Genomic DNA, 22,630 nt, shown 5'->3' with positions numbered 1-22,630 from the left:
AAGCATGACCCTTGATCTGACACAGAACGACATCTCGGCCGTGGTCGCCGCCGACCGCAACCATGTCTGGCACCATCTCAGCCAGCACAAGCCCTATGAAACCATGGACCCCCGCGTCTTTGTCGAGGGCAAGGGCATGCGCCTGTGGGACGCGACGGGCAAGGAATATCTGGACGGCGTCTCGGGCGGGGTCTGGACGGTCAATGTGGGCTATGGCCGCGAAAGCATCGCCAATGCGGTGCGTGATCAGCTGATCAAGCTGAACTATTACGCCGGTGCGGCGGGCACTGTTCCCGGCGCGGTATTCGCACAGCAGCTGATCGACAAGATGCCGGGGCTGAGCCGGGTCTATTATTCGAACTCGGGGTCCGAGGCGAATGAAAAGGTCTACAAGATGGTCCGCCAGATCGCCGCACGCCAGCATGGCGGACGCAAATGGAAGATCCTCTATCGCGACCGCGACTATCACGGCACCACCATCGGAACGCTGGCGACCTCGGGGCAGGATCAGCGGGCGATGCAATACGGCCCCTATCCCGATGGCTTTGTCCGGGTGCCGCATTGCCTGGAATACCGCGCGCAATGGGATGTGGCGAATTACGGCGAACGCGCTGCCGACGCCATCGAAGAGGTGATCTTGCGCGAAGGCCCCGACACCATCGGCGCGCTGGTGCTGGAACCGGTCACGGCGGGCGGCGGCGTCATCACGCCCCCCGATGGCTATTGGCCGCGCGTGCAGGAAATCTGCCGCAAATACGATATCCTTCTGCATATCGACGAGGTGGTTTGCGGCCTGGGCCGCACCGGCACCTGGTTCGGCTATCAGAATTATGGCATCCAGCCCGATTTCGTGACCATGGCCAAGGGCGTCGCCTCGGGCTATGCCGCGATTTCCTGCACCGTTACGACCGAGCGCGTCTTCGAGATGTTCAAGGATGATGCCGCCGACCCGATGGGCTATTTCCGCGACATCTCGACCTTTGGCGGCTGCACCGCCGGCCCGGTCGCGGCGATCGAGAACATGCGCATCATCGAGGATGAGGGGTTGTTGGAAAACACCCTGGCCATGGGCAACCGGCTGATGGACAACCTGACCACGCTGATGGACCGGCATGCAGTGGTGGGCGATGTGCGTGGCCGGGGCCTGTTCTGCGGCGCCGAACTGGTCGCCGATCGCAAGACCAAGGAACCGGCGGACGAGAAGAAGGTTCAGGCGGTGGTCGCAGATTGCCTGTCGCAGGGCGTGATCATCGGCGCGACCAACCGTTCGCTGCCGGGGCTGAACAACACGCTGTGCCTGTCGCCTGCGCTGATCGCACGGCCCGATGACATCGACCGCATCACCACGGCGATCGACGGGGCGCTGACACGGGTATTCGGCTAGGATCGCGCGCGCCCGCTGGCGGGCGACTTTGCATCGGGCCTTGGCGCCGGCCAAAGAGGCGGCGCCAAGGCCCAAAGGTCATCGCGGCGGGCAGCCCCGCAAGGCCCCCGCGCTAGCTTTCAAACCGGGGCGCCTGGTCTGGCCAGGTCACGGCGCGGCGATACAGGTGCCAGGTCGCGTGGCCCAGAATGGGCAGCACCACGATCAGCCCGGAAAAGAACGGGATCATTCCCAGCACCAGCAGCACAGCAACGACCAGCCCCCATACCATCGTCGCGCCGGGATTGCGCCGCGCAACCGCAAGCGAGGTCGCCAGCGCCACCGGCACGCCCACCGGCCGGTCGATCAGCATCGGAAAGGACACCAGGCTGATGCACAGCACCACGGCGGCAAAGACAAAGCCGACACCAACCCCGACAAGGATCATGGCCCAGCCTGCGCCGGTGGTCAGCGTGGCGTTCAGAAAGGCCATGATGCCATCATAGGTCTGCGGGCCCATCGTGGCCGCCCAGATCGCATGTGCGACAACCAGCCACAGCACGAAGATCGCCGCCAGCAGGCAGGCCAGCAACAGCACCGGCCCAAGCACCCGCCCCGTCAGCGTGCTGAACACCGCGCCCCAATCCGTTTCCAGACCCTGTTCGCGCCGCCGGCTCATCACGTAAAGTCCGACGGCAGCAACCGGCCCGACCAACGGAAAGCCCGCCACCAGCGGAAACAGCAGATGCACCTGCCCGACATTGAACGCCCATACCGCAAGGGCGAAACCGATCACCGGATAAAGCACCATCGCCGTGATCACATCCGAGCGCAGGGCGGCGAAATCCTCGCCCCCCTTGCGCAGCGCCGCGCGGATATCGGCCAGGCCGATCCGGTTGACGCCGGGCATGGTCATTTCATGGCTGACGACCCCGTCAACGGCCGCGCCAACGCCCCGGCCTGCGCCGGCAAGCTTCTGCACGCTCCAACTCAACGGGTTTCCAATGGTCTCTCGGGACATGACTGCATCCTCCCTTTCTGGAGGGCCCGGAGCAAGGCGAGGCATCAGCCGGAGATCCCGGCCCCCACCCGCAGACATGCCGGGCCGAACCGTCCTCTGCCCATATTTTAGCAGATATGGCGGGCGGTTGCACTCTCGGAATGGATGGCCGCGCGAGCCGTTCCAGAACATGAGCCCGTCCCTCATCATCAACCGCCCCGGCCATGCGCCGGCGGGTCTCGCATCTATCGACATCTTTGAAACCAGGGGCAGAACAGCCGGTCGACGGGGCTGGAAAGGTCAGTGAGTATCAATCTGCACAGCCGGCCGGGACAAGCCCGTCATCGCGCCCCGTCCGACGAAGCGGCGGGTGATCTGATTATCCATGCAGATGAATTCACATGCCATAAATCGCGCCTCTTGTTTCCACAAGGCGCCCATATCTCTGGCGTCGAGAGGGCGAAATCGCCTTTCGACATCAAAGGAGACACCGACATGGCCAATGAAACCGAAGCCAGAAACAAGGAAAGTCTGCGCGTCTTGCCGCAAGACGCGATGCCCAACGGGCGCTTCGACGTGATCGAACAACTCGTTACCAAAGACGCCGTCACCCGCCGCGCGGGCCTTGCGAACCTGTTCGTTGCCCGTGGCGCCTCGATCCCGGAAAAGGGCAACTTCCTGCAATGGGTAAGGGCCGGCTGGAAACCCCTTCTGGCGGCATTGAGCGATCAGAAGATGACGGTCGAGGAACTGGTCGGTGACGGCGACACCGTGATGATGCGGTTTCGGATGAACGTGCTGCATTCCGGCGAGTTCGTCGGCATGCCCGCGACGGGCCAGCGCATCGAATGGGAAGAAATCGCGGTGGCGCGTTTCAATGCGGATGGCAGGATCGCCGATCTGTGGTTCATGTGCGAGGAACTGAAGATGGCGCAGGCGCTTGGGCTTGAACTGACCGCGCAATAAGCTGCCTGCGGCTGGCACCCCGATCCTCCGGGGCACCGGACATCTAGGTCGTCTGGAACTGCTGCTGTGCCAGCCAGTCCAGAAAAGCCCGCAGCCGGCCGTTCTGCCGCCGGCTTGGCGGATAGATGGCGTGCATGGTCAGGGCGGGTCTGGTCCAGTCCGGCAGAACCGCCACAAGCTCGCCCCGGTCCAGACAAGGCTGCAAGAAGGCTCGACGACTCTGCCCGATACCCATGCCCGCCCGCATCATCGTGATCATGCTTTCGCCGTCATTGGTCTGATAGGGCCCGGCCTCGGTCTCGACCCTTTCGCCGTCTCTCTCGAAGATCAACGGCTGCGCCCGTTCCGAGGTGGCCGAGAAATAGCCGATGCTCGCATGGCCGTCCCGGCAAGATCGGATGGCTGCTGCGGCATCCCGTGCCGTTCCAGATAGGCCGGCGCGGCACAGGTGACATAGGGAAATTCTGCAAGACGGCGGGCAATCATCGACGGGTCCGTCGGGGGCCTCCGCGGATCGCGCAATGGACCCCTTCCCCGATCATGTTGGCGGTCCTGTCATTGACCCCAAGCGCGATCTGGATATCTGGATAATCGGCGGCAAATCCGGGCAGCATCGGTATCAGCAGACGATCAGCGAATGATCGCGGGGCTTCGATGCGCAGCCGGCCAGCCGGTTTCAGGCCGGATCCCCTGATTGCCCGGTCCGCATCGTCCAAATCGGCAAGAATGCCGGCGATCCGGTCATGATAGGCCAGGCCCTCGGCCGTGACCCCGATCTTGCGCGTCGTCCGCTCGACAAGCCTGACCCCCAGATATCGCTCAAGATCGGCGATCAGCTTGCTGGCCGTCGAACGGGCTATGCACAACTGATCCGCTGTCCGGGTAAAGGACGCGGTCTCGACCAGTCTGACAAAGGTTCGCATCGCCAAAAGCTGATTCATGATGGCCCCATCGTCCATGTTCGTGGAAACCATGACCCCAGGCGAAACCTTTGGCCACACCATCGGTCACCCGGACCGGGCACGGACCGACCACCCAACCCCACCCGTATCTAGCCAAGGTTCACGGCAAAGAAATCAGCCAGCCTGGCGGCCACGGCAGGCACATATTCCGGCTTGCGATGCAGGTCGATATGGCTGGCCCCGTCGATATTGGGCCGCATGCCCGGCCCGGCGGAACGCGAGGCGAAAGAGGCCACGATTTCCGCATAATGCACGGGATAATGCACGGCCATCACCTGCGAGAGCGGCGACACGACAAAGGGGCCAATGGCGGCGGCGGGCGTCAAAGACAGGCGGATATCGCCACAGCCGGGCAGTGCTGCCAGCCCCTCCAGCCGCTCGGCCGTGGTCGCCGCCTGCGGCTTTTCCAGCCAAAGCCACCTGACGACGCTGCCGCGCAAGCAAACCGGGCTGACGCCCTCGGTCTGGGGCAAGACGTTTCGGCAGTAACAGCCATCAGGGGCTGCCAGGGGGAATCCATGGCAGCTGTCCCGGTTAAGCCAACCTGCCCCATCCGTCGACATCCACCCCGACCGGCGCTGCGCAACCCAAGGTTGCTATGGACAGCCTTTCCCGGCTGAGTCACCGTTCCGTTACGCAATGCACGCAGAAAGCACTTCGCCAACAACCGGGAGAATCGCGATGAAACACCTCATGGGTCACAAGGGCTTCCACAAGGCCGGGGGCGTCATATCCGTCGGTCCAATGATCCTTGGAAACAACCGGTCCAATGACCTGTCGGGCGGGGCGGGGCACGACATCATCATCGGCCTGGGCGGCGATGACTGGCTGACGGGCGGTGCCGGGAACGATCTGCTGATCGGTGGGCGCGGCGCGGATACGGCGATCTATCTGGGTGGCATTGACGACTACGGCATCACCCGGATCGGCAATTCGGCAAATGTGGTGGTAAGATCCATGGCCACGGATGAGGGCACCGACTGGCTTCGCGGTGTCGAGGCGATCCATTTCAGCGCCGATGACTATACGCTGCATCTGGACGGCAGGAACAACGCGGTTCTTGCCGCCGACGATCAGGCCACAGCGGCCGAGAACGGCATGACCGTGATTTCCGCCGCCGATCTGCTGGCCAATGACCGCGAATTTGACGGCGATGCGATGACGGTCACGGCCGTCTCGGATGCGGCCTCTGGCGCGGTGGTGTCACTGGTCGACGGTCAGATCAGTTACGACCCCGGCAGCCTGTTCGATCATCTGGCCGAGGGCCAGACGGCCACCGATACATTCACCTATACAGTCGATGACGGCAAAGGCGGCACCGATACGGCAACCGTCACCGTGACGATCACCGGCAGCAACGATGCGCCGGTCCTGACCGCAACCACCAGCATCGAGATGGCCGAGAACGGCACCACCGTCGCCGCCGGTCTGGTGGCAAGTGATGTTGATGGCAGCACCCTGACCTATGCCATTGCGGGCGGCGCCGATGCCGCGCTGTTCCAGATCGACGCCGAAACCGGCGAGCTAAGCTTTGTCACCGCGCCGGATCATGAAAACCCGACCGATGCCGGCGGCGACAATGTCTATGACGTGACCGTCAGCGTCACCGATGATCAGGGCGCCAGCGACAGCGCCGACATCGCGGTAACCGTCACCGACCTTGACGAGGCCCCGCCGCTGGAGGCGCGGATCAACGAGTTCCACTATGACAATGCGGGCACTGACACGGGCGAGTTCATCGAGATCCGCGTGACTGCCGGCGGCGACGCATCCGGCCTGTCGGTCCAGCTGTATAACGGCAATAACGGTGCCACCTACGGCACGCTGTCCATTGCCGATGCGACCATGACCAGCGATGGCGAGTTTGATTATTACGTCTGGGATCTACCCGCGAACGGCTTGCAGAACGGCGCACCCGACGGCATGGCGCTGATCAATGGCGCAGAGGTGGTCGAGTTCCTCAGCTATGAGGGCGAAATGACCGCCACAGGTGGCGCGGCGGCCGGCATGACCTCGACCGATATCGGCGTATCCGAGGGCGGCAGCGACCCTGCCGGCCTGTCCTTGCAGCGCGGCGAAGAAGGCGGTTGGGCTGCCCCCGCCACCGAAACCAAGGGCGCGGCAAATTCCGATGATGGCGGCGGCGGCGAGGCCATGCCGGCGCTGATTTCGGCCATTCAGGGATCAACGGATGTCTCGACCCTGATCGGGCAGCGGGTCGAGGTGACGGCGGTGGTCGTCCATATCGCCGCCAATGGCTTCTATATCCAGGAAGAGGATGCCGATGCCGACCTGGACGCGCTGACATCCGAGGGGATCTTTGTCTATACCGGCGGCGGCACGGCCGTCGCGCTTGGCGATCTGGTGCAGCTTGACGGCACGGTCGATGAATATTTCGGCATGACCCAGCTGACCGGCATTTCCGAGGTGGTGACCGTCTCGACCGGCAATGAGATGCCGACGGCCGCCGTGGTCACACTGTCACCCGAAGGCTTCAATTACGAGGCTGTCGAGGGGATGCGCGTCGCCGTGGTCAGCGGCACCAGCGACCCGCTGACCGTTATCGAGAATTTCAACCTCGACCGCTATGGCGAGATCGTCATCAGCGCCGGCGCCCAATACCAGCCGACACAGCTTTACGACGCCCAGACCCAGGCCGACGAGGTTGCGGCACTGGCCCAGGACAACGCCAATAACCGCCTGATCATCGAGGATGGGATCAGCGCCCAGAACCCAGACGGCTTCCAGTTCATCCCCAATGGCAGCGATGGTGATAACGGCAATGGCTATGTCGATGCCGGCGACACCTTCGGCAATGACGGCGCGACGCTGCGCCTTGGGGCGCAGTTCAACGGCCCGGTCGAAGGGGTGATGACCTATCAGTTCGGCGATTATGCCCTGATCCCGACCGAACAGCTGCCCATCGACGAGACGACGAACAGCGGCGCGCGGCAGGACAGCCCCGATGATGTCGGCGGCGAATTGCAGGTCGCCTCGATCAACGTGCTGAACTATTTCACCACGCTGTCGGGTGGCACCGGGCCGGATGGCACCCTTGATCCACGTGGCGCCACGACCCAGGCCGATCTGCTGCGCCAGACCGAAAAGCTGGTCGCGACGATGACCGGCACCGGCGCCGAGGTCTTTGCCTTGCAGGAAATCGAGAATGGAGGCTTCGGCGAGGGTTCGGCCATCGATGCGCTGGTCGATGCGTTGAATGCCGAGGCGCAGGTGACGGGATCGGGCGCGGTCTATGCCTTTGTCGATCCAACCGGCAATGGCGGCTTTGTCGGCGATGACGCGATCATGACCGGCATCATCTATGACAGCGCGCAAGTGACGCTGATCCATACCGAATATGTCGTCTTTGACGAACCATCGGCCGAGGCCACCTATCAATTGGCCAAGGTGCTGGACGATGCCCTGCCCCAGGGCACCTATCTTGAGGACTATCAGCGCAACCGCCCCTCGGTCGCGGCCACCTTCGAGGATGCGGATGGCAACCAGTTCACGGTCGTGTCGTCGCATTTCAAATCAAAGGGCGACAGCGGCCTTGCCGCACTGGCCGATGCGGCCCAGGCTTATCTGGATTCCAATGGCGAGGCGGCGGGCTTTACGCAGGCCGATATCGACGCGCTGCGGGCCGATCCGAATTTCGATCAGGGCGATGGCCAGGCATACTGGAACGGCGTCCGCACTGACGCCGCCGGCGAATTGGCCGACTGGCTTGGGACCAGCTATGGCGGTGGCGGGATCACCGACTATATCCTGCTGGGCGACATGAATGCCTATGCCCAGGAGGACCCGGTGCAATTGCTGCGTGATCGGGGGCTGACGGATCTGATCGACCAGTTCATCGGGCAGGATCAGGCCTATAGCTATGTCTTCGACGGTCAGCGCGGCACGCTGGATCAGGGGCTTGCCTCGGCCGGTCTGGCCGACAATGTCACCGGCGCGACCGAGTGGCATGTCAATGCCGACGAACCCGATCTGCTGGGCTATAACTCAACATTCACCGATGCCGGCTTCTATAATCCCGGCCCCTATGCATCTTCGGACCATGACCCGCTGATCGTGGGGCTGACACTGGGCGATGATCAGATGGTGTGACGCGGACCCTATCAGCGGGCCGGCGGCGGTCCCTCGGATCGCCGCCCGCCTTGCACACCAGTCGCGCAAACCGCGCAAGCCGCAAGGGCACAGACCACGGGCAGTGGGGATCGCATGGCGTCGGTGATCCGACGCGGACCGAGGAACCGCCCGGCAGACCGATTATCCCAACCGATAATTCGGGCTTTCCCGCGTGATCTGCACGTCATGGACATGGCTTTCCTTCAGCCCCGCGCCGGTGATGCGGACGAACTGGCAGCCGCCGCGCATCCGATCGACCGTGGCATTGCCGGTATAGCCCATCGCCGCGCGCAACCCGCCCACAAGCTGATGGATCACCGCCGAGGCCGGACCCTTATAGGGCACCTGGCCCTCGATCCCTTCGGGAACCAGTTTGTCGGATGCCGCGTCCTTCTGGAAATAGCGGTCGGCCGAGCCGCGTGCCATGGCGCCAAGCGAGCCCATGCCGCGATAGCTTTTGAAGCTGCGGCCCTGATACAGAATCACCTCGCCGGGGGACTCGTCCGTGCCGGCGATGGCGCTGCCAACCATGGCGCAGGACGCGCCCGCGGCGATGGCCTTGGCGAAATCGCCCGAGAACTTGATGCCCCCATCCGCGATGACCGGCGTATCGCCCGCGGCAGATGCCGCATCCATGATCGCCGTCAGCTGCGGCACACCCACGCCCGCCACGATCCGCGTCGTGCAGATCGAGCCGGGGCCGATGCCCACCTTGACCGCATCCGCGCCCGCGTCGATCAGCGCGCGCGTGGCCTCGGCGGTGGCCACGTTGCCCGCGACCACCTGCACCTCGTTGGAAAAATTCTTGACCCGCTGAACCGCCATGGCGACCGAATCCGAATGACCATGTGCCGTGTCGATCACCACCATGTCCACGCCGGCCTCGATCAGTGCCTGGCTGCGTTCAAATCCCTCATTGCCAACGGTCGAGGCCGCAGCCACCCGCAGCCGCCCCAGATCATCCTTGCAGGCCAGCGGGTTCAGCACCGACATCTCGGTATCCTTCAAGGTCAGAAGGCCGGTCAGCTTGCCCTGCCCGTCGGTGATCAGCAGTTTCTCGATCCGGCGGGCTTTCATCAGGCCGATGGCCTCGGCCCGGTCGGCGGGCTCGACCAGCATGGCCAGGTTTTCGGATGACATCATCACCTTGACCGGCGTGCGGTCATCACTGGCGAAACGCATGTCGCGATTGGTCACGATACCGACGACGCGCCCTTGTTCGTCCACAACCGGGAAACCGGTGACATTGAACCGCGCCTGCAATGCCTTGGCATCGGCAAGGGTCTGGTTCGCGGTCAGCGTGATCGGGTTATACACGATGCCGCTTTCGAACCGCTTGACCCGGCGGACCTCGTCGGCCTGCTGTTCGGTGGTCAGGTTGCGGTGGATCACACCAATGCCGCCAGCCTGGGCCATGGCAATGGCCATGCGGCTTTCGGTCACGGTATCCATGGCGCTGGACAGAAGCGGTATATTCATGCGGATCGACCGCGTCGCCCGCGTGGTCACATCCGCCGTCGAGGGCATCACCCCCGAAGCTGCGGGAACCAGAAGAACATCATCGAAGGTCAGGGCCTCACGAATCTGCATGGGAGGGACTCCTTAGCATGGGATCGTTTGGCAGTTTCCCCTTTCACGCGCCGGCAGGATTGTCCAGAGCGGTCGGACAAATTCCGTGCGCCCGGACTGCGGAACCCTGCCGCCAGTCCTTCCGTTGCGCGCGATCCGCCATCGCGGCGGGGATCGCCACGTCCTTTCCACAGCCCGCAAAAGAATCGCCGATCAGACCCGTGGCCGGCCCCGCCTTGGCCCGTGGGGGACGGCATTCAGGTTAACAAATCCCTAACAAATGCTGATCCGTTGCGCCAATGTCACGCTGCCGCAAGGTCACCCGGACAAAACGCAGCGTCATGGCCCGGCCATCGTTGATTCGTGGCGCAGTCACGCTACCGTGACTCCAGATGGTCCGTGGACCGTGAGGGAGGGAATATACATGAAATTCGCAATTGCAGGCGCCGCAGCGCTGTTGATGGGTTCCACGGCCGCAATGGCTGGCGGGATCGAGCGCGCACCCCATTCACTGGGCGCATTGTTCGAGCCGGGCGAAAACTTCGTCGAATTGTCTTTCGGCCATGTCTCGCCGGACGTGACCGGCCGGGACGAGGCCCTTTTTGGCGGCTCGTCCATCGGCAATGTCGCCGATAACTACAACTTCTTCGGCCTGGCCTATAAGCGCCAGTTCAACGAGAACCTGTCGGCCGCGCTGATCATCGAACAGCCTTTTGGCGCCGACATCCTGTATCCGACGCCCGACGGGGCCGGCAATGGTTCGATCGCGCTTGGCGGTACTGCGGCGACGGTCGATTCCACCACCTTCACCGCGCTTGTGCGGTATCGCATGGATAACAATTTCGGCTTCCATGGCGGCCTGCGTGGCAGCCGTGCCGATGGCAGCGTGACGCTGCGCGGTTGCGCCTACAGCCCCGATCCGTCCTGCACCGGCGGCGTCAATGGCTATAACGTCGATCTCGATACCGATACGGCCGTGGGCTGGACCGCCGGCGTCAGCTGGGAAAAGCCGGAAATCGCGGCCCGTGTCTCGCTGACCTACAACTCGCCCATCGAGCACGAGTTCAAGACGACCGAAACCATCGCCGGCTTCCCGATCGACCCGGCCGGCACCTCGACCACCAAGGTCAAGACCCCGCGCAGCTGGAACCTGGAGTTTCAGACCGGCGTGGCCGCCGACACGCTGGTCTTTGGTTCGATCCGTTGGGTGAACTGGTCGGAATTCCGCGTCGATCCGCGCGTGTTCACCACCGCGACCGGCGGCGGGCTGGTGGAACTGGAAGACACCACCACCTATACCCTTGGCGTGGGCCGCAAATTCACCGAGAAATGGTCCGGCTCGGCCTCGTTCACCTTCGAGAAGTCGGGTGATGATCTGGTGTCGCCGCTGGCACCGACCAATGGCAAGAAGGGCATCACCCTGGCCGCGATCTATACCCAGGACAACATCAAGGTCACGACCGGCATCAACTATACGAAGCTGGGCGATGCCAGCCCCGAAACGGGCACGCCTGACACGGCCCGCGCCCAGATGGAAGACAATGACGTGCTGGGCATCGGCGTCCGGGTCGGCTTTACCTTCTGATCGCGACCAATCACGCACAATCCTGGTTCTGGCCCCGCCCTTGCAGGCGGGGCCTTTTCCTTTGCGGCCCGCGCCATTACCTATGCGCCTGCAAGACCCCGAACCGACCGATCCGACAAGAGGCCGATGATGATCTATGCCAGCGCACAGCAATGGCGCGACGCGACACAGCGGCGGGTGGTGCTGTTCGGCATGTCCGGGCTGGGCAAGACCTTTCTGTCGACCATGCTGCGCGACCAGGGGAACTGGTTCCACTACTCGGTCGATTATCGCATCGGCACCCGTTACATGGGCGAATACATCTCGGATAATTTCAAGCGCGAGGCGATGAAGGTGCCGTTCCTGCGGGAACTCTTGCTGTCCGACAGCGTCTGCATTTCCTCGAATATCACCTTTGAAAACCTGACGCCCCTGTCCACCTATCTGGGCAAGCCCGGCAGCCCCAGCCGTGGCGGGCTGCCCTTTGACGAATATTGCCTGCGCCAGAACCAGCACCGCGAAGCCGAGATCGCCGCGCTGCTGGATACGCCCCGCTTTGTCCGCCGGGCGGGCCAGATCTATGGCATCGGCGATTTCGTCTGCGATTCCGGCGGCTCGATCTGCGAGGTCGTGGACCCCGAAAACCCCGACGATCCGGTTCTGTCGGCGCTGGAACGCGACCTGCTGCTGGTCTGGATCAAGGGCAGCGATGCCCATACGGCGGAACTGGTGCGCCGCTTTGATCGGGCACCCAAGCCGATGTATTACCAGCCCGAGTTTCTGGACCGTGCCTGGATCAGCTATCGCGCCGAAAAGGGGCTGACCGAGGACGAGGTGAACCCTAACGATTTCATCCGCTGGACCTATGCCCGCGCGCTGGCCCACCGTCAGCCGCGCTATCAGGCCATGGCCCGGCGCGGTGTCACCATCACCGCGGAAGAGGTGGCGCTGGTGCGCAGCCCCACCGATTTCACCGACCTTATCGCAACCGCCATCGACCGAAAGGCAGACTGATGCCCATCACCCTGCAACCCGACCTGCCCGCCTTCCGCATCCTGTCGGATGAGGGCGTCATGGTCATGTCGCCGGGCCGGGCCGCCACCCAGGACATCCGCCCGATCCGCATTGGGCTGCTGAACCTGATGCCCAAGAAGATCCAGACCGAGAACCAGTTCGCCCGGCTGATCGGCGCCACGCCCTTGCAGATCGACTTTCAGCTGATCCGCATGTCTGATCACGAAAGCCGCAACACCGCCGCCGACCACATGGAAAGCTTCTATCGCAGCTTCCGCGAGGTCGAGGCCTCGGGCGAGAAATTCGACGGGCTGGTCATCACGGGCGCGCCCATCGAACATCTGCCCTTCGAGGACGTGACCTATTGGGACGAATTGCAGCGGGTCTTTCAGTGGACCCAGACGCATGTGCATTCGACCCTGGGCGTCTGCTGGGGCGGCATGGCGATGGCCTGGCATTTTCACGGGCTGGAAAAGCACCTGCTGGACGACAAGGCCTTTGGTTGCTTCCGCCATCACAACATGGCCCCGGCCAGCCCCTATCTGCGCGGTTTTTCCGATGACGTGCTGGTTCCGGTCAGCCGCTGGACCGAGGTGCGCCAGGATGAAATCGACGCCCGCCCCGCCCTGAACACGCTGCTGGCCAGCGAGGATGTCGGCCCCTGCCTGGTCGAGGATCCGTCGCATCGGGCGGTCTATATCTTCAACCATCTCGAATATGACAGCACGACGCTGAAGGACGAATATGACCGCGATGTCGAGGCGGGAAAGGCCATCAACGTGCCCTTGAACTATTACCCCGACGACGATCCCTCGCGCGCTCCCTCGAACCGGTGGCGCAGCCATGCACATCTGCTTTATGGCAACTGGATCAACGAGATCTACCAGACCACCTGGTATGACATGTCCAAGATCGGCAGCTGATAGCGGGCTTGCCGGAAAGGCGGCAGCGCCGCATAATCCGCCTGTTCAAGGTCGAGGTTCAACATGTCGAAGAAACCGGATATCCCCTTTGTCGGCGATATAACGGCCTATCTGAAAAAGGGCGCGCCCGCGACGATCCGCAAGCTGATCGAAACGGCGGGCAAGGATGACATTCTTGACCCCGGCCATCCCTATCCCGACGAAATGCCGGGCAAGGAATATGACGCGCGGATGAAGCAGTTGCAGCTGCAACTGGTCAGGATGATGCATGACGTCATCGACACCGGCAAACGGCTGGTCGTGTTGTTCGAGGGGCGCGATGCCGCCGGCAAGGGCGGCACAATCGAACGGGTGCGCGAAAACCTGAACCCGCGTTCCGCATATATCATCGCCCTGCCCAAGCCGACCGAGCGCGAGGCGGGTCAGTGGTATTTCCAGCGCTATGTCGACAACCTGCCCGCTGCGGGCGAGATCGCGCTGTTCGACCGCAGCTGGTATAACCGCGGCGTGGTCGAAAAGGTCTTTGGCTTTGCCGCCGAAAAGCAGCGCGAACAGTTCTTTCGCCAATTGCCCGATTTCGAACGCATGCTGGTCGATGACGGCGTCATCCTGGTCAAGCTGTGGCTGAATGTCGGCCGGGCCGAACAGCTGCGCCGGTTTCTGGCGCGCGAGAAAGACCCGCTGAAGCAATGGAAGCTCAGCTGGATCGACGTCGAGGGGCTGGCCAAATGGGACGACTATACCGACGCCATCCGCGAAACGCTGTCGCTGTCGCATTCGCCGATCGCGCCCTGGACGGTCATACGGTCTGACGACAAGCGCCGGGCGCGGATCGCCGCGATCCAGACGATCCTGAACGCCGTCCCCTACAAGGGCAAGGATCAGGACGCCATCGGTCGCGTCGATCCCAAGATCGCCGGTGGCCCCGAGATGCTGCTGACGTGATCCGCGCGACCCTGCTTCGCCTGACCCTGACCCTGGCGCTGATGCTGATGCTGGTTCTGGGCCTGCCCGCCACGGCGCAGGATCTGCCCGACTGGCAGGCCACCAGCATCAACGATTTCGCCGGGCTGCTGTCCAATGACGATACCCGCGTCATCGACCAGGCGCTGATCGCCCTGCACCGCGAAACCGGGGCGCAGGGCACCGTCGTCACCCTGACCGACCGGGCGCGCCATGGCGGGACCGATGGGCTGGAACCCTTTGCGACGCGGCTCTTCAACGATTGGGGCGTGGGCGAGGCGGACCGCAATGACGGCTTCATGCTGTTGGTCCTGCGCGACGACCGCGAGGTTCGGATCGAACTGGGCGCGGGCTATCCCCGCATCGCGAATGTCGCGGCGCAGGCCATCATCGACCGGACGATCCTGCCCCGGTTTCGCGCCGGAGAGATGTCGGCCGGCATCCGCGACGGCACGCTGGCCATCATCGACGGCATCGCCCGCCCCCATGCCGCCGGGCAGGGATATGAAGGGCCCTCGGCGCGGCGCGACCTGCTTGATTGGCTGGTGCCGATCGGGGTCTTTGGCCTGTTCGGCTTCGTCGCGATTGGCATGGCCCGGAATATCTGGCGCCGGTTCAGGCTGGGGCGCATGCCCTGCCCCCGCTGCGGCGGCAGCGGGCTGATCCAGGAATCCGAAATCATCCGGCCGTCGGATGACAAAGGCCGTGCCTCTGAGGTCATCTGGACGCGCTGTCCGCGCTGCGACTGGACCAGCCCACGCAGCGAACCCCGCAGCATCCGCAGCAGCAGCCGTTCCGGCCGGGGCGGCGGTTTCGGCGGGGGGCGTTCATCTGGCGGGGGCGCATCAGGGCGCTGGTAGCCGGGCGCCGCATCTGCAAGAACGGCCTCAACAGAAAAAAGGGGAGGATCAGCCATGGAACTGAAAAACAGCCGTGCCATCGTGACGGGCGGCGCATCGGGTCTGGGTCTGGCCACGGCCAGCCATTTCCGCAATCAGGGCGCGCAGGTGATGGTGCTGGATCGCGACGCCGCCGGGGCCGATGCGGCCCGCGCGATCGGCGCCGGTTTCGCGCAGACCGACGTGACCGACGAGGCCAGCGTTCAGGCCGCCATCGACGCGGCCGTCGCGGCCATGGGCGGCATCGACATCTGCGTCAACTGCGCGGGCATCGCCACCGGGGAAAAGACCGTGGGCCGCGACGGGCCGCATGCGCTGGACACGTTTCGCCGCACCATCGAGATCAACCTGATCGGCAGCTTCAACGTGCTGCGTCTGGCCGCCGCGCAGATGGCCGGCAATTCCGGCGCGGAAAAGGGCGTCATCGTCAACACCGCCAGCATCGCCGCCTTTGACGGGCAAAAGGGCCAGGCCGCCTATGCCGCATCCAAGGCGGGGATCGCCGGCATGACGCTGCCCATCGCCCGCGATCTGGCCGGTCAGGGTATCCGCGTCTGCGCCATCGCTCCGGGGATTTTCGGCACGCCCATGCTGCGCGGTCTGCCCCAAGAGGTGCAGGACGCGCTGGCGGCCGAGGTGACCTATCCCAAACGCCTGGGCGACCCCGAGGAATTTGCCCGCCTTGCCGGATTCATCGTCGAAAACGGCTATCTGAACGGCGAGGTGATCCGGCTGGACGGTGCGTTAAGAATGCGCTGATCGCTTGCGTGCGAGGCCGGGCCGCAATAGCGTTTCCCCACCAACAGGAGGTTACGCCCTATGCGTCTTTTCACGACTACGGCCGCCATCGCGCTGGCCGCCCCGGCCTTTGCCGCCGACCCCGAGCTGACCGTCTTTGACTGGGCCGGCTTCGAGGTCCCGGCGATTTTTCAGGGATATATCGACCAGCATGGTGACAGCCCGACCTTTGCCTTTTATGGCGACGATGACGAAGCCTTTCAGAAGCTCGCATCCGGTTTCAAGGCAGATATCGCCCATCCGTGCAGCCAGATGGTGTCGAAATACCGCGATGCCGGTCTGATCGAGCCCTGGGATACCTCGCGCATCCCCGAATTTGAAAATATCGACAAGCGGTTCCTGGAATCAGAGACCTTCGTGGATGATCAGGGCGTTTGGTATATCCCTTCTGATTGGGGTGTGACCGCCATCGCCTATTCGACCGACAAGGTGACGGACGAGGATGTCTCGACCCTTCAGGTGTTTACCGATCCGAAATTCCAGGGCCGCACGTCCCTGCCCGACAGTTCGGATGATGTCTGGGCGCTGGCCTATCTGGCCACCGGCGTAACCGACTGGACCGATGTGACCGACGAACAATTCGCCGCCGCTGCCGAATGGCTGCGCGCCGCGCATCAGAACGTCGCTGCCTATTGGGCCGACCCGGCCGAAATGAGCCAGCTGATGGGATCGGGCGCGGTGGATGTCGCCTGGTCGTGGAACGATGGCGTCGTCTATCTGCGCAATGACGGCTATCCGGTCGGCTTCCAGCGCGAGGCGACCGAGGGCTCGTCCAGCTGGTTCTGCGGTTTTATCAACCTGAAGGACGGTCCGGGGTCGGAAGACAAGGTCTATGACTTTATCAATGCCTGGCTTGCGCCCGGCTCGGCCCAGGGGCTGCTGGACAATATCGGCTATGGCCTCAGCAACACCAAGGGCATGGACCTGATCAGCGAAGAGGCCCGCGTCGAGGCCGGAATCGGCCCGATCAGCGCCCCCATTCTGGCGCAGACCCCCAATGATCCGGCTCAGCGCGAAAAGCAGCTGGCCGAGTTCGAAAAGATCAAGGCCGGCTTCTGACGACCCGAACCGATCCGCGCATTAGCGGATCAGCCGCATTGGAAACGGGGGCCCCATGGCCCCCGTTTTTGACTGTCGACCCTGCCGCCACAGCGACCAAATACATTGCTGCAACCACAGGATTTAACCTTTCTATATCCGGCAGAACGATGTTAAGATTCGTTAATGCAGCTGATCGGCGGTCGTTTTTTGCGTCGAAAAGCCACAAAAAGGCAAACTGCGCCAAGGCATCAGGAACGGCATCCGATAGTAAGGAGTATGTGCGGGAACCATCGAGGCCGATCAGATCGGGAACAACATGACAGCGCCCTCGCCTGGTAAATGGGATAGCGTCGTCAGTCGTAGATCACGCGATTCAGGCGTTTTTTGATTTTAGTTTTTTCGGTTCCGCCACAATCATGCTCGGGGTCACCCTATGTCTGTGGCGGCGGCCAGTTGCGGGTCTTGCCAAGACTGCCCTGTGGTCTTTTGGGGGGGCCAAGAATGACCCCATGGCGAAAGGCGTCTGACGCCATTGGCAAGATCCGCACTGGTCGAACTGAAACCCGGTCCTGTTTCACAACTGCCGCCCGCCACACGCGGCGCTCTGCCCCGCAGGCCGACCGCATGACCCTTGCCCCCCCTGTTTCCGCGACCTATATTGGACCTGTTCGGGGCAACCCGGACTATGGACATAAACGCGCTCGTAATAAGCGGATCGGACCCGGGGGCGGTACCCGGCGGCTCCACCAATCACCCTCGTTGGGGGAACATGGGGCCGAAACAGGATCGACGAACGTCTAAAGGGGTTTTGCTTTGTCTCGGTGAGCTACCACCGATATCGGTGCAAATTGTACAGTTGCCAACGACAACCGTGCTCCGGTCGCTCTGGCTGCGTAAGCAGTTCGAGTAACCGAAAACTAAGCCCTTGCGCCTAGCAGCGTAAGGCGGGGTTCGCAGGCACCTGGCAACAGAAGCCTGCACTTTTCCCGTTTTTCGCCCGTATTCCGATGACCGCTTTCCGCGCCATCGGCAGGACCATTCCGGTCCTGGCCATCACGCCATTCGCCCCCTTTTCTTCGCCGGCCATATCCCTATGCTGATCGCAGCGAGCGAAAGGATAGCGAAGAATGACGCGGAGCCGGATCGACTATGGCAACATGATGCACCGCGCCATGCAGGGGCTGATCGCCGATGTCCTGCGCGAGGTGCGCGATCAGGGCCTGCCGGGCGATCATCATTTCTTCATCACCTTCGACACCCGCGACGAGGGCGTCGAGATGGCCGAATGGCTGCGCGACCGCTATCCCGAGGAAATGACCATCGTTATTCAGCATTGGTTCGACAATCTGACGGTGAACGATGATGATTTCACCATTACGCTGAATTTTGGCAACTCGCCCGAGCCACTGCGCATCCCCTTCGATTCGCTGCGCACCTTTGTCGACCCCTCGGTCGAGTTCGGCCTGCGTTTTGAAACGCAGGACTATGACGACGAGGATGAAGACCAGGACGAGGACGCCGATCAGGACGAGATGTCCGATGACGAGCCGCCATCAGACACCCCAAAGGGCGGTGGCGAGGTCGTCAGCCTGGACAAGTGGCGCAAGTAGCGTCAGCCGGTTTTCCTTGGGTGACTGGACCACGAATGTCGCTGTTTCATGGCCTCTCGGCCTTTCCGATCACGCCGGCAGATGCCGATGGCCGCGTTGATGCCGCCGCATTGGGCCGGGTGCTGGCGCCGCTTGCCGATGCCCAGGTCGACTCGGTCGGGCTGTTGGGCAGCACCGGCAGCTATGCCTATCTGACCCGCGCCGAACGTCAGCGCATTCTTGATCTGGCGGTGGAAAGTCTTGCCGGGCGGGTGCCGCTGATCGTGGGTGTCGGCGCAATGCGCACGGATGATGCGGTGGCGCTGGCCGAACATGCACAGGGCGCGGGCGCCGATGGGCTGCTGCTTGCGCCGGTCAGCTATACGCCGCTGACCGATGACGAGGCGTTTCAGCATTTCGCCGCCGTCGCCGGTGCCTCCAGCCTGCCGCTGTGTATCTATAACAACCCGTCGACCACGCATTTCACCTTTTCCCTGCCGCTGCTGGCGCGCCTGGCGCAACTGCCGACCGTGGCCGCCGTCAAGATGCCGCTGCCGGCGGATGGCGATTATCACGGCGAGATCGCCCGGCTGCGTGCCGCCCTGCCCCAAGGCTTTGCCGTCGGATACAGCGGCGATTGGGGTGCGCTGCCCTCGCTGCTGGCGGGGGCTGATTGTTTTTTCAGCGTCGCAGGTGGCACGCTGCCCGGTCCCTTCCTGGCACTGGTCCGCGCCGCCATGGCCGGCGAGGCCGAGGCAGCCACCCGGATCGACGCGAAATTCGCCCCGCTCTGGGCGCTGTTCCGCGAATATGGCAGCATCCGGGTCGTTCATGCCGCTGCCCGGCTGATGGGGCTGGCCGACAGCGATCCGCAGCTGCCGGTTCTGCCGCTGTCACCGGACCAGACCGCCCGTGTCGCTGCCGCGCTGGCCACGCTTAACGATTGCTGACCGGCACCGCGCCCGCCAGGTCCGCATACCATCGCATACCGATTGCGAATCCCTGCCCCGGCGGCTAAAACGCCCGCAAATCGTGATGGAGGCGCTGCCATGACCAAGACCCGCACCGAGACCGACAGCTTTGGCCCGCTAGAGGTCGATGCCAGCAAATACTGGGGCGCGCAGACGCAGCGTTCGATCTTGAATTTCCCGATTGGCTGGGAACGCCAGCCGGTCGCCATCATCCGCGCGCTTGGCGCGATCAAGCTGGCCGCCGCGCGGATCAACAACCGCGAAGGGCTGTTGGGTGACGACATCGCCGCCGCGATGGAACAGGCCGCGACCGAGGTGTTTCAGGGCAAGTTCGACGACAATTTCCCGCTGGTCGTCTGGCAGACGGGGTCGGGCACGCAGTCGAACATGAACGCGAACGAGGTGATTTCGAACCGCGCGATCGAGATTCTGGGCGGCACCCTTGGCAGCAAGAAGCCGGTGCATCCGAATGACCATGTAAATATGGGGCAGTCCTCGAACGACACCTTCCCGACCGCCATGCATGTGGCCATCGGCATGATGGCACGCGATGTGCTGCTGCCGGGCCTGGACAAGCTGGCCACCGCGCTGGAGGCCAAGCGCGACGAGTTCAAGGACATCATCAAGATCGGCCGCACCCATACGCAGGATGCCACGCCCCTGACGCTTGGCCAGGAATTTTCCGGCTATGCCCATCAGGTCCGCATGGGGATCGAGCGGGTCAAGCTGGCCCTGCCGCAGATCTATGAACTGGCACAGGGCGGCACGGCGGTCGGCACCGGGCTGAACACCAAGAAGGGCTGGGACACGGCGATTGCGGCGGAAATCGCCAAGATCACCGACCTGCCCTTTGTCACCGCGCCGAACAAGTTCGAGGCGCTGGCGGCCCATGACGCCATGGTGTTTTTCTCGGGCGCGCTGAAAACCATCGCCGCCAGCCTGTTCAAGATCGCCAATGACCTGCGTTTGCTGGGTTCCGGCCCGCGCTCGGGTCTGGGCGAGCTGATCCTGCCGGAAAATGAACCGGGCAGCTCGATCATGCCGGGCAAGGTCAACCCGACCCAGGCCGAGGCGCTGACCATGGTTTGCGCGCATGTCATGGGCAATGACGCGGCGGTGACGATTGCCGGGTCGCAGGGGCATTTCGAACTGAACGTCTATAACCCGATGATGTCCTATAACGTGCTGCAATCCATGCAGTTGCTGGGCGATGCGGCGGGATCCTTTACCGACAATATGGTCGTGGGCACGCAGGCCAATACGGCGCGCATTGACAAGCTGATGAAAGAATCGCTGATGCTGGTGACGGCTCTGGCGCCGACCATCGGCTATGACAACGCCACCAAGGTCGCCAAGACCGCGCACAAGAACGGCACCACCCTGCGCGAGGAAGCCATCGCATTGGGCTTTGTCGACGGCGAGACCTTTGACCGCGTCGTGCGCCCGGAACTGATGGTCGGTCCCGAGGACTGATCGCCACATCCGAAAACGAACGGGGGATGCGTCACCACAGTGGCGCATCCCCTTTTTCAGTTCCGGCTCAGATCACTTGCGCAGCAGCTCTGCCAGCAGGCGGTTGGTTTCCTGAGTGTTGCGGAAGATGCCGAAGAACAGATACATCAATCCGCCCATCAGGATGGCATAAAGCCCGCCAAAGACGATCAGGGCCAGCCCGCGCCAGAACCCGCCCGGCATACCCGAGAACATCGACCCGATACCGGAAATGATGACCCCCAGGATCATCAGGATAACAAAGACCGTGATCAGGCGCTCTGCCCAGTCGATAAAGAAATCACGCATGAAATATCCCCTTGAGGTTGAGATGGCGCACGAAACGATGCGCTGTGACAATGCTGTGCAGTCTATGCAATTCTTACAATATAAAACCCATGTTGCAGCCGCCCGATGCCGGCTATGGTGCAGGAATGACCCAGATCACCAACCTCAATCGCTTTCGCAAGCAAAAGGCCCGCGATCAGGCCCGCCAGACCGGCGATGCCAATGCGGCGAAGTTTGGTCGCAGCAAGGCAGAAACGGCATCGCAGAAAGACGATCAGGACCGCGCCGCGCGGCATCTGGATGGTCACAAGCGTGACGATTGATCTGCCCCCGATGCAGGTGCCGGCCAAACGCTCGGTCACCATTGACGGTCACCGCACCAGCGTGTCGCTGGAGGATGCGTTCTGGAGGGCGCTTGGCCAGATCGCCTGCGCACGCGGCGACAAGCGCGCTGCCCTGATCGCCGCCATCGACCATGCCCGCCCGCCCGAGGTCGGCTTGGCCACTGCGCTGCGCCTGTTCGTCCTGCATGAAATCCGCGCCGGGAAGGATACCGGACAGCTTGGCCCGGCGCCGGACAAGGCCTAGGCTGGGCCAGCATCACAGCCCGAAGGTCAGCCATGCCCCGATCCGAACCCCGACATCGCGACGCCTATCCGGTTTTCGAAACCATCCAGACCCGTTGGAACGACAATGATCAATACGGGCATATCTATAACGCCACCTATTACGAGCTGTTCGACAGCGCGATGAACATCTGGATGATGGCGCGCGGCATGCTGGACCCGGCTGGTCCCGACCCGATCGCCGTGGTGGTCGAAAATGGCTGCACCTTTTTTCGCCAGGTCTCGTTTCCCGACACGATCCATATCGGGATGAGGCTGGCGCATCTGGGGAACAGCTCGCTGGAAATTGAAATGGGCATGTTCCGGGGCGAGGATCAGATCGAAAGCGCTCAGGCGCGTTTCGTTCTGGTCAGCGTCGATCCGCAAAACCGCCGGCCCACCCCCTTTCCCGATCATCAGCGCCAGGCGCTTGCAACGCTAAGGCCCTGTTAATTTTGATCAAAGATCCGGCCTCCCGTCAGCTTGACCGGCA

The 22,630-nt window shown here is 63.1% G+C and carries 22 protein-coding genes and 1 other RNA gene; 17 read left to right on the top strand and 6 right to left on the bottom strand.

Annotated elements, in window-relative coordinates; genetic code table 11:
• The first annotated feature begins 4 nt into the window (after positions 1-4).
• Complete coding sequence (tpa, locus tag FNJ84_RS10145; protein ID WP_143792972.1) at positions 5-1,384, top strand: hypotaurine--pyruvate aminotransferase Tpa; 1,380 nt, start codon at positions 5-7, stop codon at positions 1,382-1,384.
• Positions 1,385-1,496: 112 nt separating this feature from the next.
• Here the strand turns inward: tpa and FNJ84_RS10140 are convergent, their stop codons facing one another.
• On the bottom strand, positions 1,497-2,384 hold the full coding sequence (locus tag FNJ84_RS10140) for a DUF2189 domain-containing protein (protein WP_143792971.1): 888 nt from the start codon (positions 2,382-2,384) through the stop codon (positions 1,497-1,499).
• A 474-nt stretch (positions 2,385-2,858) separates the two neighbouring features.
• Between FNJ84_RS10140 and FNJ84_RS10135 the strand changes: the two genes are divergently transcribed.
• On the top strand, positions 2,859-3,329 hold the full coding sequence (locus FNJ84_RS10135; RefSeq protein WP_143792970.1) for an ester cyclase: 471 nt from the start codon (positions 2,859-2,861) through the stop codon (positions 3,327-3,329).
• Between the two features lie 43 nt (positions 3,330-3,372).
• On the opposite strand, the gene FNJ84_RS22195 is transcribed toward FNJ84_RS10135, so the two are convergent.
• The 3 genes from FNJ84_RS22195 to FNJ84_RS22550 form a co-directional block, all read right to left on the bottom strand.
• Entirely contained in the window at positions 3,373-3,660 is a 288-nt protein-coding gene (locus tag FNJ84_RS22195; protein WP_221931952.1) for a LysR substrate-binding domain-containing protein, read from the bottom strand.
• A 151-nt stretch (positions 3,661-3,811) separates the two neighbouring features.
• Entirely contained in the window at positions 3,812-4,303 is a 492-nt protein-coding gene (locus FNJ84_RS22190; RefSeq protein WP_221931951.1) for a LysR family transcriptional regulator, read from the bottom strand.
• Positions 4,304-4,380: 77 nt separating this feature from the next.
• On the bottom strand, positions 4,381-4,764 hold the full coding sequence (locus FNJ84_RS22550; RefSeq protein ID WP_300040221.1) for a hypothetical protein: 384 nt from the start codon (positions 4,762-4,764) through the stop codon (positions 4,381-4,383).
• Between the two features lie 271 nt (positions 4,765-5,035).
• Between FNJ84_RS22550 and FNJ84_RS10120 the strand changes: the two genes are divergently transcribed.
• Positions 5,036-8,401: an ExeM/NucH family extracellular endonuclease gene (locus FNJ84_RS10120; RefSeq protein WP_304611157.1), complete on the top strand. Its 3,366-nt coding sequence runs from the start codon at positions 5,036-5,038 to the stop codon at positions 8,399-8,401.
• 162 nt (positions 8,402-8,563) lie between these two features.
• On the opposite strand, the gene guaB is transcribed toward FNJ84_RS10120, so the two are convergent.
• Entirely contained in the window at positions 8,564-10,012 is a 1,449-nt protein-coding gene (gene guaB, locus FNJ84_RS10115; protein ID WP_143792967.1) for an IMP dehydrogenase, read from the bottom strand.
• 403 nt (positions 10,013-10,415) lie between these two features.
• On the opposite strand from guaB, the gene FNJ84_RS10110 reads away from it, so the two are divergent.
• The 11 genes from FNJ84_RS10110 (at position 10,416) to fumC (ending at position 21,226) form a co-directional block, all read left to right on the top strand.
• A complete protein-coding gene (locus FNJ84_RS10110; RefSeq protein WP_143792966.1) occupies positions 10,416-11,576 on the top strand; it encodes an OmpP1/FadL family transporter in 1,161 nt (386 codons plus the stop codon).
• Between the two features lie 129 nt (positions 11,577-11,705).
• The gene (locus FNJ84_RS10105; RefSeq protein ID WP_143792965.1) at positions 11,706-12,569 is read left to right on the top strand and encodes an ATPase; all 864 of its coding nucleotides are present in this window, start codon (positions 11,706-11,708) and stop codon (positions 12,567-12,569) included.
• Positions 12,569-13,492, top strand: coding sequence for a homoserine O-succinyltransferase (metA, locus tag FNJ84_RS10100; protein WP_143792964.1), 924 nt, complete (start codon positions 12,569-12,571; stop codon positions 13,490-13,492). The genes FNJ84_RS10105 and metA overlap by 1 nt, the downstream gene beginning before the upstream one ends.
• A 63-nt stretch (positions 13,493-13,555) precedes the next feature.
• The gene (ppk2, locus tag FNJ84_RS10095) at positions 13,556-14,437 is read left to right on the top strand and encodes a polyphosphate kinase 2 (RefSeq protein WP_143792963.1); all 882 of its coding nucleotides are present in this window, start codon (positions 13,556-13,558) and stop codon (positions 14,435-14,437) included.
• Positions 14,434-15,315 carry a YgcG family protein gene (locus FNJ84_RS10090; RefSeq protein ID WP_255471154.1) on the top strand — a complete coding sequence of 294 codons (882 nt, stop codon included), beginning with the start codon at positions 14,434-14,436 and terminating at the stop codon, positions 15,313-15,315. Before ppk2 ends, FNJ84_RS10090 begins: the two co-directional genes overlap by 4 nt.
• 54 nt (positions 15,316-15,369) lie before the next feature.
• Positions 15,370-16,113 (top strand): SDR family NAD(P)-dependent oxidoreductase, encoded by a 744-nt coding sequence (locus tag FNJ84_RS10085; protein ID WP_143792962.1) that lies wholly within the window; start codon positions 15,370-15,372, stop codon positions 16,111-16,113.
• A 60-nt stretch (positions 16,114-16,173) separates the two neighbouring features.
• A complete protein-coding gene (locus tag FNJ84_RS10080; RefSeq protein WP_143792961.1) occupies positions 16,174-17,211 on the top strand; it encodes a PotD/PotF family extracellular solute-binding protein in 1,038 nt (345 codons plus the stop codon).
• Positions 17,212-17,820: 609 nt separating this feature from the next.
• Positions 17,821-18,175, top strand: a transfer-messenger RNA (tmRNA) gene (gene ssrA, locus FNJ84_RS10075).
• A gap of 145 nt (positions 18,176-18,320) precedes the next feature.
• Entirely contained in the window at positions 18,321-18,803 is a 483-nt protein-coding gene (locus FNJ84_RS10070; RefSeq protein WP_143792960.1) for an SspB family protein, read from the top strand.
• Between the two features lie 35 nt (positions 18,804-18,838).
• On the top strand, positions 18,839-19,732 hold the full coding sequence (locus tag FNJ84_RS10065) for a dihydrodipicolinate synthase family protein (RefSeq protein ID WP_143792959.1): 894 nt from the start codon (positions 18,839-18,841) through the stop codon (positions 19,730-19,732).
• Between the two features lie 99 nt (positions 19,733-19,831).
• Complete coding sequence (gene fumC / locus FNJ84_RS10060) at positions 19,832-21,226, top strand: class II fumarate hydratase (RefSeq protein ID WP_143792958.1); 1,395 nt, start codon at positions 19,832-19,834, stop codon at positions 21,224-21,226.
• Between the two features lie 72 nt (positions 21,227-21,298).
• Here fumC and FNJ84_RS10055 read toward each other — a convergent pair whose 3' ends face one another.
• Positions 21,299-21,553 (bottom strand): hypothetical protein, encoded by a 255-nt coding sequence (locus FNJ84_RS10055; RefSeq protein ID WP_143792957.1) that lies wholly within the window; start codon positions 21,551-21,553, stop codon positions 21,299-21,301.
• 89 nt (positions 21,554-21,642) lie between these two features.
• Between FNJ84_RS10055 and FNJ84_RS10050 the strand changes: the two genes are divergently transcribed.
• Genes FNJ84_RS10050 through FNJ84_RS10040 form a run of 3 tightly spaced genes read left to right on the top strand, consistent with a single transcriptional unit; the run spans position 21,643 to position 22,590 of the window.
• A complete protein-coding gene (locus FNJ84_RS10050; RefSeq protein WP_255471153.1) occupies positions 21,643-21,855 on the top strand; it encodes a DUF4169 family protein in 213 nt (70 codons plus the stop codon).
• Between the two features lie 10 nt (positions 21,856-21,865).
• Positions 21,866-22,120, top strand: coding sequence for a ribbon-helix-helix domain-containing protein (locus FNJ84_RS10045; RefSeq protein WP_185968490.1), 255 nt, complete (start codon positions 21,866-21,868; stop codon positions 22,118-22,120).
• A 32-nt stretch (positions 22,121-22,152) separates the two neighbouring features.
• Entirely contained in the window at positions 22,153-22,590 is a 438-nt protein-coding gene (locus tag FNJ84_RS10040) for a thioesterase family protein (RefSeq protein WP_143792954.1), read from the top strand.
• Positions 22,591-22,630: the final 40 nt, after the last annotated feature.

Origin of the sequence: Paracoccus sp. M683, assembly GCF_007096355.1 — a bacterium.
GTDB lineage: Bacteria > Pseudomonadota > Alphaproteobacteria > Rhodobacterales > Rhodobacteraceae > Paracoccus.
Note: the sequence above shows the minus strand (reverse complement) of the source record. Positions and strands in the feature narration are given on the sequence as shown.

Coding starts and splice junctions, on each gene's coding strand:
- FNJ84_RS10105 (WP_143792965.1), top strand. CDS start 11,706: ATGATCTATGCCAGCGCACAGCAATGGCGCGACGCGACACAGCGGCGG.
- FNJ84_RS10040 (WP_143792954.1), top strand. CDS start 22,153: ATGCCCCGATCCGAACCCCGACATCGCGACGCCTATCCGGTTTTCGAA.
- FNJ84_RS22190 (WP_221931951.1), bottom strand. CDS start 4,303: ATGGTTTCCACGAACATGGACGATGGGGCCATCATGAATCAGCTTTTG.
- FNJ84_RS10070 (WP_143792960.1), top strand. CDS start 18,321: ATGACGCGGAGCCGGATCGACTATGGCAACATGATGCACCGCGCCATG.
- fumC (WP_143792958.1), top strand. CDS start 19,832: ATGACCAAGACCCGCACCGAGACCGACAGCTTTGGCCCGCTAGAGGTC.
- FNJ84_RS10110 (WP_143792966.1), top strand. CDS start 10,416: ATGAAATTCGCAATTGCAGGCGCCGCAGCGCTGTTGATGGGTTCCACG.
- FNJ84_RS10120 (WP_304611157.1), top strand. CDS start 5,036: ATGATCCTTGGAAACAACCGGTCCAATGACCTGTCGGGCGGGGCGGGG.
- FNJ84_RS10050 (WP_255471153.1), top strand. CDS start 21,643: ATGTTGCAGCCGCCCGATGCCGGCTATGGTGCAGGAATGACCCAGATC.
- FNJ84_RS10140 (WP_143792971.1), bottom strand. CDS start 2,384: ATGTCCCGAGAGACCATTGGAAACCCGTTGAGTTGGAGCGTGCAGAAG.
- FNJ84_RS10065 (WP_143792959.1), top strand. CDS start 18,839: ATGTCGCTGTTTCATGGCCTCTCGGCCTTTCCGATCACGCCGGCAGAT.
- FNJ84_RS10085 (WP_143792962.1), top strand. CDS start 15,370: ATGGAACTGAAAAACAGCCGTGCCATCGTGACGGGCGGCGCATCGGGT.
- tpa (WP_143792972.1), top strand. CDS start 5: ATGACCCTTGATCTGACACAGAACGACATCTCGGCCGTGGTCGCCGCC.
- guaB (WP_143792967.1), bottom strand. CDS start 10,012: ATGCAGATTCGTGAGGCCCTGACCTTCGATGATGTTCTTCTGGTTCCC.
- FNJ84_RS10045 (WP_185968490.1), top strand. CDS start 21,866: ATGCAGGTGCCGGCCAAACGCTCGGTCACCATTGACGGTCACCGCACC.
- ppk2 (WP_143792963.1), top strand. CDS start 13,556: ATGTCGAAGAAACCGGATATCCCCTTTGTCGGCGATATAACGGCCTAT.
- FNJ84_RS10135 (WP_143792970.1), top strand. CDS start 2,859: ATGGCCAATGAAACCGAAGCCAGAAACAAGGAAAGTCTGCGCGTCTTG.
- FNJ84_RS10055 (WP_143792957.1), bottom strand. CDS start 21,553: ATGCGTGATTTCTTTATCGACTGGGCAGAGCGCCTGATCACGGTCTTT.
- metA (WP_143792964.1), top strand. CDS start 12,569: ATGCCCATCACCCTGCAACCCGACCTGCCCGCCTTCCGCATCCTGTCG.
- FNJ84_RS10080 (WP_143792961.1), top strand. CDS start 16,174: ATGCGTCTTTTCACGACTACGGCCGCCATCGCGCTGGCCGCCCCGGCC.